Here is a 15,403-nt window from a genome sequence, read left to right on the forward strand (position 1 = left end):
TTTAAACAAGTTTATGATAAAGCAGTTTACTGGATCTATAGTGGTGTTAAAGGACAATATGAATATTAGAAGGAGAAAAAATGACTAAACATAGTTATGTTGCGAAATTTAAGCGTAAAGACGAAACCGTCTTTACGAAAAGGTTTCTAGCTTCAGATTTATTTGAGGCTGTTGAACATGCGCTAGAGTATGCCACTAAGCGAGATATTCTCTATCTCGACTTAGGGCATGCAGGATAGTAGTCAGTAGAAAGTAGAGGCTGGGACAAAAAGTTCTCAGTCACAAAAAAGCTAGAGATTTCCAATTGTGGAACTCTAGCTTTTTAAATTCGAGTCACTCTCTTGTTATATTTCAGAAGATTTTTGGTCAATTCTATTTCACCAAGTCTATCACAATCATGCAAAAAGCAACGGTTTTATGAACTGCACCCCAAAAGTTAGACAGAAAAAATCTAACTTTCGGGGTGTTTTTATTATGAAATTGACTTATGAAGATAAGGTTCAAATCTATGAACTTAGAAACCAAGGATATAGCTTAGATCAGCTTTCAAATAAATTTGGGATAAACATTTCTAATCTTAGCTACATGATTAAATTGATTGATCGATACGGAATAGAAATCGCTAAAAAAGGAAAGAATCGTTACTACTCTCCTGAATTAAAACAAGAAATGATTGATAAAGTCCTATATAAAGGCTATTCTCAAGATAGAGTTTCTCTTGAATATGCTCTCCCAAATCGTGGGACGCTTCCTAACTGGCTCGCACACTATAAGAAAAACGGGTATACTATTGTTGAGAAAACAAGAGGAAGGTTATCTAAAATGGGACGTAAGCCAAAGAAAAAACTGGAAGAAATGGAACGTCTTCAAGCAGAAAATGAGTACCTTAGAGCGGAGAATGCAGTTCTTAAAAAGTTGAGAGAACTCCGATTGAGGGAAGAAAAAGAGCAAGAAGAAAAACGGAAATTGTCCGAGGATTGGTAACTGAGTTTTCTTTAGATATGCTTCTAAAGATTATTAAGCTTGCTCGTTCAACCTATTATTACCACTTAAAACAGCTGGATCAAAATGATAAGGATTATGACATTAAAGCTGAAATTCAAGCCATTTTTACTGAGCATAAAGGAAATTACGGCTATCGTCGAATGACTCTTGAATTGAGAAATCGAGGAATTGTGATTAATCATAAGAGAGTTCAACGTCTTATGAAAGTACTTGGTTTAACCGCTAGAATTCGCCGTAAACGTAAGTATTCTTCATATCAAGGAGAGGTTGGTATGAAAGCAGAGAATCTCATCCAACGCCAGTTCGAAGCATCCAAACCATTGGAAAAATGCTACACAGATGTAACAGAATTTGCCATTCCAGCAAGCAGCCAAAAACTCTATTTGTCGCCAATTTTAGATGGCTTCAATAGTGAAATTATCGCCTACAATCTTTCTAAGTCACCGAACTTGATACAAGTGAAAGCTATGTTAGAACAAGCCTTTACAGAGAAACATTACAAAAATACAATTCTCCATAGTGACCAGGGATGGCAATATCAACATGATTTCTATCATCATTTTTTAGAGGAGAAAGGAATCCAACCATCCATGTCACGTAAAGGCAATAGTCCAGACAACGGCATGATGGAATCCTTCTTTGGCATTCTTAAGTCTGAGATGTTTTATGGTTATGAGAAGACGTTTAAGTCAATTGAGCATTTGGAACAAGCAATTGCAGACTATATTAATTATTACAACAACAAACGCATTAAGGTAAAACTAAAAGGACTCAGTCCTGTACAATACAGAACTAAATCCTTTACTTAAATTATTTGTCTAACTTTTTGGGGTCAGTACATTATGCCGTTGCTTTTTGGAGCTAAAGGACTTTTGTCCCAGACTCTTTATCCCACGACGATAACGATAATGCCTTCAAATACGACAAGAAGAAGTGTTAGTAAAATTTGCTTTTTCATGTGATAATCCTCACTTTTGTTTTTCTTTATTGTATGATATGATGAAAGCAAATGAAAATTATTCCCATATATGCGTGATGGAGGTGTAGTATGAAAAAATTTGGAGAAATTTTTAAAAAGTTTCGAGAATCGAGAGGATTACGATTAAAAGACGTCGCAAAGGCTGGTATATCAACGTCTCAGCTCTCTCGATTTGAGAAAGGAGAAACAGATTTAACGATTTCAAAGTTCATGTTTATTTTAGATGAAATCAATATGCCAATAGATGAATTTATGTATGCGGTCCATGATTTTCATAGAGATGAGTTAAACGAACTGTTATCGAAAGTACGTCATTTTGTGTCAACACGTGACGTAGAAGGTATGAAAAAATTACTTTATTCTCAGATGGAACTGGAAGATAGGCGAGAAAAATTTCATCAAATCAATATTATTTTATTGAAAATTCGTCTACAGGATTTATCAGGAGAAACTTACTATACAAAGGATGATTTGACATATTTAACAGATTATCTCTTTAGTGTAGAATACTGGGGGTACTATGAGTTATTGATTTTCTCGAATACTTTAGATGTATTAAATCATGATGTTTTCATGGTCTTAGCAAGAGAAATGTTTAGGCGTTCTGATTTTTACAATGAAATTCCAAATAACAGACGATTAATTTCAACGATGCTTTTAAATGGATATATTACATGTGTTGAAAGAGAAAAATTTATGGATGCTTTATATTTTGAAAAGCAGCTAAATCAATGCTTTTTTATTGAGACAGAAGTATATGAACGTTTAGTCTTTAAGTATGCACAAAATCTTTATCAATATAAAGAGGATGGAAATGTGAAAGCAATTATTGAAATGAAGAAGTGTGTTGGAGCGATGAAATTAGCAGGAAGTCATCACTTAGCAAAGACTTATGAAGGACATTTAGAAAAAATTTTAGCTAGTAGTTAGAAAATGCAAATATGGGAATATTTTATTGTAAGTGTTGAAAAGAAATATAATCACAGTATCATATTCGAAAGGAGTACCAAATATGTCTAAAGAGCTTGAAAAAGTCCTTGAGTCTAGTTCAATGGCAAAAGGTGACGGCTGGAAGGTGATGGCAAAAGGTGACGGCTGGGAGTGATAAAGTAATTTATCCCATAAGTTAAGCAGAGGCTATATTTTCCTCTGCTTTTTTAGAAAGGTATTCAATATGATGACAATTTCAGAAGATTTTTTATTTAGACTAGAAAAGTTTGGTGGAATTTTGATAAATAAAGTAACTTTTGACCGAATTGAGTTAGATGAGAGTGAAGCTTATTTTCTTTATTTGGTTCAAAATCATGGTTTTGAAATTGCTACGTCCTTTTTTAAGAAAGAAATAAAAGCAGGGAAACTAGAGCGAGTACTCTTATTAAATATCTATTCTGATAATAATATTGAGGGATCATCGAAAAATCCTGACGAGACTCTTCAAAATGCGAGAAAGCATGTAGCAAAATTAAAAAAACATAACATATTGAGTTTTCCGCTTGAACTAGTAATATACCCCAGTATGTACTGTGATTTAAAATGTGGTTTTTGTTTTTTAGCAAATCGTGAAGATAGAAATGCCAAACCTGCTAAAGATTGGGAAAGAATTTTGCGCCAAGCAAAAGATAATGGAGTGTTAAGTGTTTCAATTTTAGGAGGGGAACCGACTAGATATTTTGATATTGATAATTTGTTGATAGCTTGTGAAGAACTGAAGATAAAGACTACTATAACAACTAATGCCCAATTAATAAAGAAAAGTACAGTGGAAATTCTAGCTAAATCTAAATATATTACACCGGTTTTATCTTTGCAGACTTTAGATCCTAAATTAAATTTTGAATTAATGGGGGTGAGACCTGATAGACAAATTAAATTAGCGAAGTACTTTAAAGAGGTTGGAAAAAAATGTAGAATTAATGCAGTGTATACAAAGCAAAGCTATGAGCAGATTATAGAATGGGTTGATTTTTGTATAGAGAATAAAATAGATAGATTTTCAGTAGCTAATTATTCTGAGGTAACAGGATATACGAAAATAAAGAAAAAATACGATTTAGCTGATTTGAGAAGGTTGAATGAGTATGTTACAGATTATATAACTCAACGGGAAGCTAATTTAAATTTTGCTACTGAGGGATGTCATCTTTTCACCGCTTATCCGGAGTTGATAAATAATTCAATTGAATTTTCAGAGTTTGGCGAAATGTATTATGGATGTCGTGCAAAATATACTAAGATGGAAATAATGTCTAATGGGGATATCTTGCCTTGCATTGCTTTTTTAGGAGTTAATCAAACTAAGCAGAATGCCTTTGAAAAAGATTTGTTAGATGTTTGGTATGATGATCCGTTGTATGGAGGGATTCGTTCTTTTAGAACGAAGAATTCTAAGTGTTTATCTTGTGGATTGTTAAAAATTTGCGAGGGTGGCTGCTATGTTAACTTGATTAAGGAGAAGAGTCCAAAATATTTTAGAGACCCAGTTTGTAACTTATGAGTAAGAAGATTTTTAATTTATACGGAATGAATATGTTTCTATCTGGATTACCGTACTACTTTGTAGGAATTTTACTATTAAAGCACTTAGGTTTTTCGTTCACAGAAATAGCTACTTTATCAGTTATTACTGAGCTATGTGGCTCAGTTTTTGATATTCCTTTAAGTTATATTTCAAGTAAGATTGGTTACAAGAAAATTTTGGCTATTTCAAATTTATTATTAATTTTAGCATTATGGGGCCTATTGTTTGGAAAATCAAATATAATATATATTTCAGCGATATTTTTTGGATTGTCAGAATCATTATCTTCAGGAGTTCTTATTTCTTATAATTTTGAAATAATTGATGACGAAGTTGTATATAAATCATTTTTGAAAAATCTCAACACATTAAAATATATTTTTATTGCTATTATTACGATTATATCTCCACCTTTATTGCATAGGAATTATATTTATCCTATTATTATATCCATTGTATTTGTAATTTTCAGTTTATTATATTTAATAGGATTACCCGAGATTAAAAAGGAACAAAATAATAAACAAAAATTTTTTAGCCTCGATAATATTCAAAATATTCCATGGTTATTAATAATATTAGGAGTAGCATTCTCAACTCTAATTATGATTAGCAATTCTTATGCAGGGATATTCTTAAATGAACAGGGACTTTCACTAGATATGCTGGGAATTATACTATTTATGTTTAATATATCTATGGCTTTGGGGAGTTATCTAAAAATTAAGTTTGAAGTAAGCTTGATGTTACCAGTATTAGCTATACTCATGTTTTTTCAAACTAATCTAATCATCCAAATTATAATCCTTTTATTAATGCGTGTTCTTAATTCCAACTACAATAATCATTTTTATTATAAATTTAATATGTCAATAGAAAAAAATAGAGCAGTATCATGGTCAGTATATAATTTGTTTATTTCGATTAGTTTTATGTTAGCTGATTTCCTAGCTGGTATTTTTGCTGATAACTTTAGTATTAGGAGCAATTATTTAATATTTGGTATAGTAGCTCTTTGTTGCTTAGTATCTTATTCATTTTCTAACAGAGAGAAAAGAACTTAAAAGTTGTATTTCTAATTCATTTGCCAAATTATTGATAGCACAATTGTTTGCAAATTTAGCAGATATTTTCTTTAGAGTATAAGATTGAATGATATGCTTGGTATTGAGTATATGTCAGTTATGGTTATTTGTCCTACTGGTAGGGCTAATGACGGTAGTATTTTAGCAGATAAAAAACAATGGTATCCTGTTTTTCTTGATTTAACAGAGCGGATTTCTAAAGGAGAGTTCAAAGTTAAATTTAAAATTGTTCCTCCTAATGAAAGTGATGTTTTTTTGACACATTATTTTCCGCTTGCATTTTATAATAGATCAGATTTATTAGAAAATGTTTGGCATCAAAAAGTAGATATAAATTTTGATAAGCCAAGGGAAATATCTTGTCAAGCTGGAGTTAGAGCATGTTCAATTAATCATAAAGGAGATGTATACGGGTGTGACTTGATGAATGGTATAGATGAATTAGTTGCTGGAAATGTTAAAGAACAAAAGTTTAGCGAAATTTGGCACCATTCTGCTGTATTTAATAAACTAAGATCAATTACATTTGATGATATTTCTGGGAAATGTTCAGAATGTCCCCTACCATGGTGTGGTGGGGGATGTCGATGCAGTGCCTTGGAATTAGATGGAACGTTACTGGGCTCTGATTTAGCCTGCTTTTATGAACAAAAAGGAGGTGGAGTAGTCGTATGAAAGAACATTTTGTGATAAGAGGTAAGAGAGATTTCATTGTAAATAAAGTAGCAGATGAATACATAGGATACGATCTACTTGATTAGAGTACTATTCATTTGATGAAATAGGAGCAGAAATACTTTATTGCATTTCTAAAAATTTTTCTTTAGACAAGATTGTAGAACTATTACAGCAAGATTATGAGGTATCTGCTAATGATTGTAAGCAGGCAATTATTTCATTTTTAGGAGAAACTCCTATTTTGCATATTATTTATGCAAATTTAGTTAAATCTGATCTTTACTTACATTTGAAGCCTTTTAGAGAGGAAAAATGATAGATTCAAAAGAAATTAACAAATTTGCCTTTCCCTTAGTTTTAACAAATATTGGTCAAGTAATTATTGGGCAGATAGCATTGCATTTTGCTGTGAACAATTCCTCAATTGCTCTGTCAGGAATTTCCATTATTCAGAATCTCTTATTTGCTTTTGGTGGACTTTTAGGAGCATTCAGTTTGTCATTTAATATTAAAAGCTCTAAGGCGTACTCTAATCGGCAAACTAACAGGTTTGATGATTTATTGAAATCAAATCTAACCTTAGATTTAATTATCGGAGTTGCCTTTGCGGTTTTTGTCATTATTTTTGGAAATGTAATCTTGAAGCAGCTCTATGGATTTAAAGGGCAACTATTGTCCTTATCCACCATTTATTTAGTCTTCATGTCTCCATATATCGGATTGACATTATTAAACTTTTCGCTGACAAATTTATTAAGAGTTCAAAAGAAAACAAAACCAATTATGTGGGTTGGACTTATCAGTTCATTAATAGATGTTGTGTTAAATTATGTACTGGTACCACAAATCGGAATTAAGGGAGCAGCCATATCAACGATTGTATCCTTAGCTTTCATATCGCTTAGTTACTTGTTTATGGTTTATCCAATGATTTTGAAGGCTTTATCCATTACATCTACAACTAAATTTGAATTAATAACATTTGGTATTCCTTTGGTTGGTCAAGAAATTCTGGAGAGTGTTTTGTTTATTATGGTGTTTGATGCCTTGATGTCGAGATTAGGAGTAGAATTGTTGGCTATTTATGCAGTTATTAGTCAATTGCTTTCAATTGTGAGTGTACCTTCTTTTGTTTATTCGACAACCGTTTCTATCTATTTACCTGAAGCAGAGAAAATAGGAGAGGTTAACGTATTTTTAAAAAACATATTTAAAAATTCATAAGATCCCTGAAAAGCGATATTATAGTCAGGAGAAAATGCCTTCCCTAAAAGTTTATAGTAATTCTTAATCTCTCTGAAGTTGATGATTATATAATTCAAATTAATTATCTAAAAAATAGTTATATTCTTGTATCTCTTTGAAATAATCTGCTATCAGTAATTTCTCTTTCATTGTGAGATTATCTTTAGCGATTTCATATAGGAAAGTTCCTATATTATTTCCAATAACGGATCCTAAAATAGGTATTGGAATTACAGCATGTCCTAATATTGAGGATAATGCACTAACTGATACTTCAACACATAATATTTGCGAATTTAGTAAAAATTCTTCTTTTGTGATTAAGTTTTTACGGAATTTGTATGCTTCTTTAGCGATACCAAATGAAGCAGTGCACAATGAACTTGCTACTGCTGCAGGAGTAGCTGTGTAATTCGTTAGGGCGTATATCGTAATGCCTCGAGTACTTCCTTTTATAGCTCCAATTCCACTATCTTTAGAAATTTCAAGACAATCGTCTTTTGTAAACTCACTAATAGTTTTCCCTAAGCGCTTTTTTTAATTATTGCTGTTATAAATGCAGTACCCCCCTTCTAGAGAAGCTGCTATAGCGGATATATAGGCTCCCTGTTTTAAAGTAGGTTTGCTTTTATCGTACATATCTCTTATAATGCTAGTATCAATATCCTTTATATTACCTTTTTCATTATAAATAGTGGTATTGATTTGATTCCTTTGTACCTCCCTATAACTAACTTTCGAAGGCTCTATATCAGAAAGTTTGATGCTTTCTGTTTCGAAGAATTGATTTACTTCTTTCCATTGCACTCATGGTAGATATCTCGAATAGTATTAAGAATAGCTTTCTTTTGACGATGATAGTTAGTCCTTGTCTTTTTAAGATAATTATAATAAGCATTGGGATGAATATTCATATGCAAGAACAACCAACGCAAACCAAAATCTTCTTTATAGTTATCAATAAAACGATATGCCTCTAATCGATTTCCTTTGCAAAGAATGCCGCTGCTTTTTTTAAGAAATCATTTTCCTTTTCAAGCTCTGCCTTTTCTTGACGTAATTTACGAACCTCCTCCATGAGTTCAAGCTGTGATTTTTCTTTATTATTAGTTTGGCATTCTTTGCGATAATGTCTTACCCAATTAGAGATTGAGGCTTGGGATACGCCATATTCAGCAGCTAAGCTTTTTAATGTTCATCCGTCTTGAATGTGCAGTCGAACAATTTTTTATCGTGTTTCGTCTGGATAGTGTTTCATGTTATGTCTCCTATTCTAATGAATAGTTTAACTTATTAGGTAGGAGTGTTACAAATTTACTATACCAGAACAGTCTAGTTTACTATATAAGTCTCTAAATCGTTCTAAATGTTTAATATACAAATCTAATTGTTCTGGTTTTAACCATATTTTCGTTGGCATAATTTTTTCTCTTTTCCTAATAAATAAAAAAGATAGCACAAATATTTCCTTGTGCTATCTCAACATTTAGTTAATAAAATATTCCTTAGTCATAATTATATTTTTGCTGATTTTTAGTCATAAATTAAATTACTTCTCCAGGATTGTCATTTTACCGTCAATTATCTGATAAACTTTGTCTGCCATATCTTTTAACCTTAAGTCATGAGTAACTACAATAATAATTTTATTTCTTTTGTGCGCTAAATCTCTGAGTAACTCGATTACTTTCATGGATCTATCTGTATCTAATGCGGCTGTGGGTTCATCTGCTAAAATATAGTCAGGATCAGTGTATAATGCTCTAGCAATTGCCACACGCTGCTTTTGTCCACCAGAAAGTTGATTAGGATATTTTTTTAGCAGTTCTAAAAGTCCTAAATCAGAAAGAAGCTCATGCAATTTTTGTTCAGTCAAATTTTGTTTTTTTAGTTTATCTACGAATTTAAACTGTTCTTCGACCGTTAAAAATGGGACTAAGTTATAAGATTGTAAAATAAATCCTATTTTTTCCAATCTTAATTTTGTTTGTTGTTTTTTGGACAAACTGTTAATTGTACTGTCATTTATTTTTACGTCACCATTAGTTGGTGTCTGTAGTCCGCCTGCTATAGTCAAAAATGTAGTTTTTCCTGATCCTGATGGCCCTACAACTAAAATAAGCTGACCGCTTTCTGCTTCGAAATTAATATTTTCTAGTGCTACGTACTTACTACCCCCCTCACCAAAAATTTTTGTGACTGAGTCGAAAATGAGATTTGACATGAAATTAACCTCCAATAATTTTGTAAGGATCAACTTTGGCAATTTGGCGAATTGGTATCAACGCACCCAACAAGGACATAATAATAATACCGATTCCAGTTACAATAATATTACTTTTATCGATGACAATGGGTACCTCGCTGGGTAACGTAATAGCTGTTATTTCACCTAATATAATGGCTATAATAACGCCAATAACTGACATAATAAATGATTGAAATAACGTACTCAAAACAAGATATTGCGTTGAGACTCCTTGCGCCTTCAAGACACCTAAGTTAGGTAATTTTTGAACGGTCAGAATATACAAGAAAATTGAAATAACAATTAGAATAATAATATACAAAAAACCAATCATGAAGTTGAATGTGAGTTGTTGTGCACTATATCCGGGTAATTTATTAATAAATGAGTCAATGCTTAACTGAATAGTCCCTTTTGGTATTTTTGAATTATTTAACGTATTCTTGAATACCACAGCATTTGTTACACCTTTATTCAGTGATTGAATAGTGTCTGGTGAAATATAAACCACGGGAAGAGCACTTAAAGTTGCCCTGGGTGTAAAACCTGTAATTTTAATCCTCAATGATGAATTAGCAACTAACAAGTGGTCACCGATTTTGAATCCATCACGTTTGAATTTATCCGATACGACGCCGGCATTGTTTCGGACATTTTTACTACCACTTGTTATTTTCAATTTTTTAAATATGAACGATTTGGAATCAAGAGCTACTAATTGAGTATTCTCTTTTAATCCATTTTCTGATTTTACAAGTGTACTATACTGTGAAATTCTGGTACCATTATTGGGTAAACTAGCAACCTGATCTTGTGAAAGAAAAGATTGTTGTAAACGTCCTTCAGAATCACTATTTAAGACAATACTTGAAGCATCCCACTCGTTAATTGCCGCTTTGTTTAGGTTAGCTAAACCAGTGGCTAAACCAGTAAGAATAATCAAAAGATAACTTACTAAAAATATAAGTGCCACTATTAGGCTATAACGCAATTTTTCATGTAGCATCTCTTTAATAGCTAAAAACATAATAATCTCCTGTCATTAATTCTATTTATTATTAGTGTATCACTTAATGTGTTGAAAAGGTTTTTAATGTTCATCCGTCTTGAATGTGCAGTCGAACAATTTTTTGTCGTGTTTCGTCTGGATAGTGTTTCATGTTATGTCTCCTATTCTAATGAATGGTTTAACTTATTAGGTAGGAGTGTTACAAATTTACTATACCAGAACAGCAAGTCTATTTTGTATCGCTTTAACAGTATAAGAAAGACTGCATTTTTTGATTTGAAATATGGTTAAATTTATTCGATTTTGGAATTTGAAATTATAAGTTTAGGAAGAAAGAGATAGTTTCACATCTGAGCTATCTCTTTTTCTATCCACTTATTTCAATCTTCCTAACTATCAGTTTTTTCTGAAAATAAAAGGAAATTAGTTTGAAAAAATCCCTCATAAAAAAGTTAACCATATTAAATTAAGTGATACTATGTTATAATTTAACATGGTTAGGTCTCGATAAAATCAAGGAAAAAGTGTATAGAATGTGTTTCCGGCCCTTATATCTTGTGACCGTAAAATACTTATCAGATTCTTAGACTATTCCTTGCTATCTTATGAAAGTTTGAGACAGGAAAATAAAAAATGTACTAGCTAGAAAAAATAGGAAATAAAAAATGACAGAAAAAATTTCCGTAATTATTCCCGTTTACAATGTAGAAAATCAACTCCAGACCTGTCTAGACAGTGTCTTGAGTCAGACCTATCAAAATCTTGAAATCATCCTTATCAATTATGGATCAACAGACAATAGTGATGCCATTTGCCGTAGTTATGCCGCTAGGGATTCTCGCATCCTCTATTTTAAAAAAGATAATGGAGGGCTTTCAGATGCTCGCCATATTGGTATTCGTCAGGCTAAGGGAACTTACGTCACCTATGTGGATGCTGAGGATTGGGTAGAGCCAACCTATCTGGAGGAGCTTTATAAGGCGCTTCAAGCTCACAAGGCAGATATTGCAGTAGCTAATTATAGTGTCTATAAGGAATCGGAAGATCCCTTTTATTGTTATATCAAGGATGAAGATTATTACGAACGGGTCTATTCACCCGCTCAGATTATTGATGGACTCTTTGAAGAAACCAATAACACCAATATTGCTCTGATCTCAGCCACTGGGAAACTCTACAAACGTTCCTTGTTTAATGACTTGATTTTCCCAAAAGAACATGCAGGAGAAGATGGCTTTTTCAACCTTAAAGCCTATCTCATGAGTGAGCGTACGGTTTATCTCAACAAGGGACTGTATGTATATCGTGAGAGTCCAGAGATGCTATCAGCGACTTGGATGCAAGACTGGATGATGACCTTGGTTTATGCCATGGAAGAACGCTTGGCTATTGTTGCTAGTCATGGTTTCCCTTTGGAGAAATACATGGTCACCTACCGTCAGATGCTAGAGGCTTGCTTGAAAAATGTGGAGGAGCAAGGTCTCAGGGATTCTGATGCCTACCGCTCCATTCAGGAGAAATTCCAGGTCTTGAGTTTAGCTCCTCAACGTTATGAGACTAAAAAGCGTGCTATTGTTCTTGCGGCTAACTATACTTATGTTGACCAAGTGCTTACGACTATCAAATCCATCGTTTTCCATCATCGTAACATTCGTTTTTACTTGATTAACGATGATTTCTCTCAAGAGTGGTTTAGAGGACTAAACCGTCATTTGGCTGCCTTTGGTAGTGAAGTGATTAACTGTCGTGTGGATAGTAGTCATATCAAGCAATTCAAGACTAATAGCAACTATGCAAGCTATCTTCGCTATTTTGTGGCGGACTTTGTGTCTGAGGAACGAGCTCTTTATTTGGACAGTGACATGGTGGTTACCGGTTCTCTGGAAGACCTCTTTACCCTTGATTTGCAAGGCCGTCCTTTGGCTGCTGTACGTGACTATGCTGTTCAAGGTCAGGATCATCAGGCAATGTTTGATGCAGGCTTCATGGTGATTGATACGGCTTATTGGAAGCAGTACAACATGAGACGTCACTTAATTGACATGACTAGCGAATGGCATGATAAGGTACCATTTGCGGAGCAGTCAATTCTTAATATGGTTTTTTGTAACAACTGGTTGACGTTGTCTTTTGACAACAACTACGCTGTGACCAAGTCTAGTCTATCTGGTTACCATTTGCCAAATGGTCAAGACTATCCTAAGGTTTTACACTATACTTCACACCGTAAGCCCTGGTTACCTTTGGCTTGCCAAGCCTACCGTGAGGTTTGGTGGTTCTATGCCCAAATGGATTGGTCAGGAGTAGCTGAAAATGCCTCCTTACTGCCACTTTCAGAGGACATGATTTATCCTAAGGGCCGTCCATTTACTTGTTTGGTCTACACCAACATTTCAGAAATCCCTCATTTGACGGATCTTATCTCGGCTCTTCCTAAGGTGCAGTTTAAAATTGCCTCTCGCCAGCATGTGACGGATAAATTGGCCCAATTGATTACCTATCCAAATGTGACAGTTTACTCAGCCATTGCAGGTTTAGATGGGCTAGATTTGGAATTGGTGCGTACTAGTGACTTGCTTTTGGATATTAATCCAGGTAGAAAAGTAGTGGAAATTCTTGATGCCTTTAGGTTTGAAAACAAACCAATCTTAGGATTTGAGGACCTCAAGTCAACCAAACATAATCAGCAAACCTACTCAAGAGATCGTTGGAAGGAGATGGCTGAGACCATTCGCCAGATGCGTAAGAAGAGTCTGTAATCCATTATTTGGATAAGTGGGCTGCAATTTAGTTTATGTCTCATTTCTAACGACATAACATCAGCCTGTCTATAGGGCAGGAAATAGGAGTAACAGTAAAAAAATTAGTCAATCGATAATCACCAAATGTGTGTTATGGACCGTCTTTTTCCTCTTTATTTATTGTTTAGGAAATCGCTTGGTTCTACCACTTGTGGATTTGAAAAATGCAAATATCTTTGGGGGATCCATGGGTTCCTTGGGTTTCTCTAGTGCCATGATGGGTGGGAAACCTCAGTTCTAAGTCTCTTTTTTCAGTAGGCTTGTCACCCTGGATGTCAATACATTGATAGTTATCTCTATTACTTCAAGGAAGATGGTAGCCAATCTAAGAGGGAAAGTATCGAAAAAATGGCATTAAATATTACTATGAGCCAGAATCAGGTATTCTCGCTAACGGTCGCTACCTCCAAGTAGGTGATGACCAGTGGATGTACTTTAAACAGGACGGTTCACTGGCTATCGGACAAGTTCGTGCTTCTATCTAGACTTCTTTCGAAATAGTCTTGACAGTAGTCTATGAAGAGTGTAGAATCTTTTTCAAAAAAGGATATAGGTATGCTCACCAAGATAGCATTTCTTTCCGAATTTGATGATAGTATAAATCAAATGTTAACCTTGAGAAAAGTAGGCCTCATTGAAGAAGCGAATCAGAAGAATTTTATTTATTATCAAGCAGAAGTCGTTTTCCTTCAAGGAAGTTATACAGCAGCAGTTTATTTCGCTGACAACGAAGTGACTAACCCAGTTGCTGGTGCTGATTTAGTAGCAAAAGGTACGGATGCAGGTGGATGTGTTAATGAGGACATGATGGTGCAGGGTAATCGAGTTTTGCTTGAATCTAGATATGAGTGTCAGTTTCAAAAACAAGTGAAATAATGATATTTGGGTCTTTAATTCCGATTAGTTCTGTGGTATTCTTAATAAGTCTCATAAGTTCTTCCTAATGGTAGTTTCGTCGCTTTTCATTATAGTTCTTATGGGACTTTTTGTGTACACTTAAAAAGCTCTATAATCTCTACAGTGGTTTCACCCACTACAGAAATTATAGAGCCATTTTTAGAGTGTTTTTTTGTTTATGTGTTAAAAATAATTTTTCCTGTCATATTTATTTGAGGTTGAGTTTTAGGTATTAGAGTAAAGTTAATGAAGTAGAAAAGTGATTTATGAATAATTCGGAGAATTTCTTAATTCCTAAGATAATTCCTTCAAAATTTTACTAAAAATTTTGAAATACAACGATTATAGCTGATAGTATCATAGCTACACCACCGATGTAGGCAATCCACTTTTCAGAATGTTTTCCAAGTACGTTTCCAATATTTGAAGCAAAAAAACTATATAAATAATCGTTGATTAAACCAACAATTAGATATGTCAAACTTAATATTGTAGTTTGTAATAAAAACGGAGAGTTGTGATTAATGAATTGAGGTAAAAATGAAGCAAAGAAAATAATATTTTTAGGATTTAAAAATATCAATAAAAATCCATTTTTAAAGGCTTCTCCTTTTTCAGGAGGTACCATTTTTTCAGTTTTATCTTTTACCTTATTAGCATCAAGAAAACTTTTGATTCCTAAATAGATAAGATAAGCGATCCCAAGTAGACGTAAAATTGCATACAAGGTTCCTGAAGTTTTGAGTATAGCTCCAATCCCAATAAACGAGAGGATTAGACAAACAAGTCCTCCCCAGAAACTTCCCCAAACAATTTCATAAGCAGTTTTTTTCCCATGAGTCATACTAGTAGTTATAAGATAAGTTACTGTTGGTCCAGGAGGGGAAATAAGTAGAATGCAAGCGATAGTGTATGATATCCAAGTAGATAGTGACATA

General features: G+C 33.4%; 14 protein-coding genes and 4 pseudogenes. 12 read left to right on the forward strand and 6 right to left on the reverse strand.

The features are described from left to right. The first annotated feature begins 80 nt into the window (after positions 1–80). The 10 genes and pseudogenes from MHH90_RS03185 (at position 81) to MHH90_RS03230 (ending at position 7,489) form a co-directional block, all read left to right on the forward strand. The gene (locus MHH90_RS03185; RefSeq protein WP_011681388.1) at positions 81–239 is read left to right on the forward strand and encodes a hypothetical protein; all 159 of its coding nucleotides are present in this window, start codon (positions 81–83) and stop codon (positions 237–239) included. Positions 240–474: 235 nt separating this feature from the next. Continuing rightward, a protein-coding gene (locus MHH90_RS03190; RefSeq protein WP_095559508.1) for an IS3-like element ISSth6 family transposase occupies positions 475–1,814 on the forward strand; the annotation gives its coding sequence in 2 pieces (ribosomal slippage) (positions 475–916 and positions 916–1,814; 1,341 coding nt in all). A gap of 239 nt (positions 1,815–2,053) precedes the next feature. Further along, positions 2,054–2,914 (forward strand): Rgg/GadR/MutR family transcriptional regulator, encoded by an 861-nt coding sequence (locus MHH90_RS03195; protein WP_084829018.1) that lies wholly within the window; start codon positions 2,054–2,056, stop codon positions 2,912–2,914. A gap of 82 nt (positions 2,915–2,996) precedes the next feature. Then, positions 2,997–3,089: a KxxxW-cyclized peptide pheromone gene (locus MHH90_RS03200; RefSeq protein WP_011681384.1), complete on the forward strand. Its 93-nt coding sequence runs from the start codon at positions 2,997–2,999 to the stop codon at positions 3,087–3,089. A gap of 72 nt (positions 3,090–3,161) precedes the next feature. Next, positions 3,162–4,478 (forward strand): KxxxW cyclic peptide radical SAM maturase, encoded by a 1,317-nt coding sequence (kwcM, locus tag MHH90_RS03205; RefSeq protein ID WP_340725775.1) that lies wholly within the window; start codon positions 3,162–3,164, stop codon positions 4,476–4,478. Further along, positions 4,475–5,566: an MFS transporter gene (locus MHH90_RS03210; RefSeq protein ID WP_011681382.1), complete on the forward strand. Its 1,092-nt coding sequence runs from the start codon at positions 4,475–4,477 to the stop codon at positions 5,564–5,566. Before kwcM ends, MHH90_RS03210 begins: the two co-directional genes overlap by 4 nt. A 7-nt stretch (positions 5,567–5,573) precedes the next feature. Then, a pseudogene (locus tag MHH90_RS03215) lies at positions 5,574–5,645 on the forward strand (MFS transporter); the annotation flags it as partial. Beyond that, positions 5,642–6,262, forward strand: a pseudogene (locus MHH90_RS03220) (SPASM domain-containing protein); the annotation flags it as partial. The pseudogenes MHH90_RS03215 and MHH90_RS03220, both read left to right, overlap by 4 nt. After that, a pseudogene (wgkC, locus tag MHH90_RS03225) lies at positions 6,259–6,581 on the forward strand (PqqD family peptide maturation chaperone WgkC). The pseudogenes MHH90_RS03220 and wgkC, both read left to right, overlap by 4 nt. Continuing rightward, positions 6,578–7,489, forward strand: a complete 912-nt coding sequence (locus MHH90_RS03230; protein ID WP_011681380.1) for an MATE family efflux transporter — start codon at positions 6,578–6,580, stop codon at positions 7,487–7,489. The pseudogene wgkC and the gene MHH90_RS03230 overlap by 4 nt, the downstream one beginning before the upstream one ends. 99 nt (positions 7,490–7,588) lie before the next feature. Here the strand turns inward: MHH90_RS03230 and MHH90_RS03235 are convergent, their stop codons facing one another. The 5 genes and pseudogenes from MHH90_RS03235 to MHH90_RS03255 form a co-directional block, all read right to left on the reverse strand. Further along, the gene (locus MHH90_RS03235) at positions 7,589–7,888 is read right to left on the reverse strand and encodes a hypothetical protein (RefSeq protein ID WP_011681379.1); all 300 of its coding nucleotides are present in this window, start codon (positions 7,886–7,888) and stop codon (positions 7,589–7,591) included. 159 nt (positions 7,889–8,047) lie between these two features. Beyond that, complete coding sequence (locus tag MHH90_RS03240; RefSeq protein ID WP_011681378.1) at positions 8,048–8,317, reverse strand: hypothetical protein; 270 nt, start codon at positions 8,315–8,317, stop codon at positions 8,048–8,050. Beyond that, positions 8,308–8,735: pseudogene (locus MHH90_RS10200) on the reverse strand (transposase); the annotation flags it as partial. The gene MHH90_RS03240 and the pseudogene MHH90_RS10200, both read right to left, overlap by 10 nt. A gap of 324 nt (positions 8,736–9,059) precedes the next feature. After that, positions 9,060–9,734 (reverse strand): ABC transporter ATP-binding protein, encoded by a 675-nt coding sequence (locus tag MHH90_RS03250; RefSeq protein WP_011681376.1) that lies wholly within the window; start codon positions 9,732–9,734, stop codon positions 9,060–9,062. A gap of 4 nt (positions 9,735–9,738) precedes the next feature. Next, positions 9,739–10,785 (reverse strand): FtsX-like permease family protein, encoded by a 1,047-nt coding sequence (locus MHH90_RS03255; RefSeq protein ID WP_038694561.1) that lies wholly within the window; start codon positions 10,783–10,785, stop codon positions 9,739–9,741. Between the two features lie 647 nt (positions 10,786–11,432). Between MHH90_RS03255 and MHH90_RS03260 the strand changes: the two genes are divergently transcribed. Both MHH90_RS03260 and MHH90_RS03270 read left to right on the forward strand, forming a co-directional pair. Further along, positions 11,433–13,526: a glycosyltransferase gene (locus MHH90_RS03260; RefSeq protein WP_167401549.1), complete on the forward strand. Its 2,094-nt coding sequence runs from the start codon at positions 11,433–11,435 to the stop codon at positions 13,524–13,526. Positions 13,527–14,084: 558 nt separating this feature from the next. Beyond that, complete coding sequence (locus tag MHH90_RS03270) at positions 14,085–14,444, forward strand: hypothetical protein (protein WP_011226262.1); 360 nt, start codon at positions 14,085–14,087, stop codon at positions 14,442–14,444. A gap of 340 nt (positions 14,445–14,784) precedes the next feature. Here the strand turns inward: MHH90_RS03270 and MHH90_RS03275 are convergent, their stop codons facing one another. Then, positions 14,785–15,402 carry a LysE family translocator gene (locus tag MHH90_RS03275; protein WP_011226260.1) on the reverse strand — a complete coding sequence of 206 codons (618 nt, stop codon included), beginning with the start codon at positions 15,400–15,402 and terminating at the stop codon, positions 14,785–14,787. Between the last annotated feature and the right edge of the window lies 1 nt (position 15,403).

The organism is Streptococcus sp. FSL E2-3488 (assembly GCF_038003585.1).
GTDB classification, from domain to species: domain Bacteria; phylum Bacillota; class Bacilli; order Lactobacillales; family Streptococcaceae; genus Streptococcus; species Streptococcus thermophilus.

Bases quoted from the DNA above. Each gene is read 5' to 3' on its own strand.
- MHH90_RS03185 (WP_011681388.1), top strand. From the start codon at position 81: ATGACTAAACATAGTTATGTTGCGAAATTTAAGCGTAAAGACGAAACC.
- MHH90_RS03195 (WP_084829018.1), top strand. From the start codon at position 2,054: ATGAAAAAATTTGGAGAAATTTTTAAAAAGTTTCGAGAATCGAGAGGA.
- MHH90_RS03200 (WP_011681384.1), top strand. From the start codon at position 2,997: ATGTCTAAAGAGCTTGAAAAAGTCCTTGAGTCTAGTTCAATGGCAAAA.
- kwcM (WP_340725775.1), top strand. From the start codon at position 3,162: ATGACAATTTCAGAAGATTTTTTATTTAGACTAGAAAAGTTTGGTGGA.
- MHH90_RS03210 (WP_011681382.1), top strand. From the start codon at position 4,475: ATGAGTAAGAAGATTTTTAATTTATACGGAATGAATATGTTTCTATCT.
- MHH90_RS03230 (WP_011681380.1), top strand. From the start codon at position 6,578: ATGATAGATTCAAAAGAAATTAACAAATTTGCCTTTCCCTTAGTTTTA.
- MHH90_RS03250 (WP_011681376.1), bottom strand. From the start codon at position 9,734: ATGTCAAATCTCATTTTCGACTCAGTCACAAAAATTTTTGGTGAGGGG.
- MHH90_RS03255 (WP_038694561.1), bottom strand. From the start codon at position 10,785: ATGTTTTTAGCTATTAAAGAGATGCTACATGAAAAATTGCGTTATAGC.
- MHH90_RS03260 (WP_167401549.1), top strand. From the start codon at position 11,433: ATGACAGAAAAAATTTCCGTAATTATTCCCGTTTACAATGTAGAAAAT.
- MHH90_RS03270 (WP_011226262.1), top strand. From the start codon at position 14,085: ATGAAGAGTGTAGAATCTTTTTCAAAAAAGGATATAGGTATGCTCACC.
- MHH90_RS03275 (WP_011226260.1), bottom strand. From the start codon at position 15,402: ATGTCACTATCTACTTGGATATCATACACTATCGCTTGCATTCTACTT.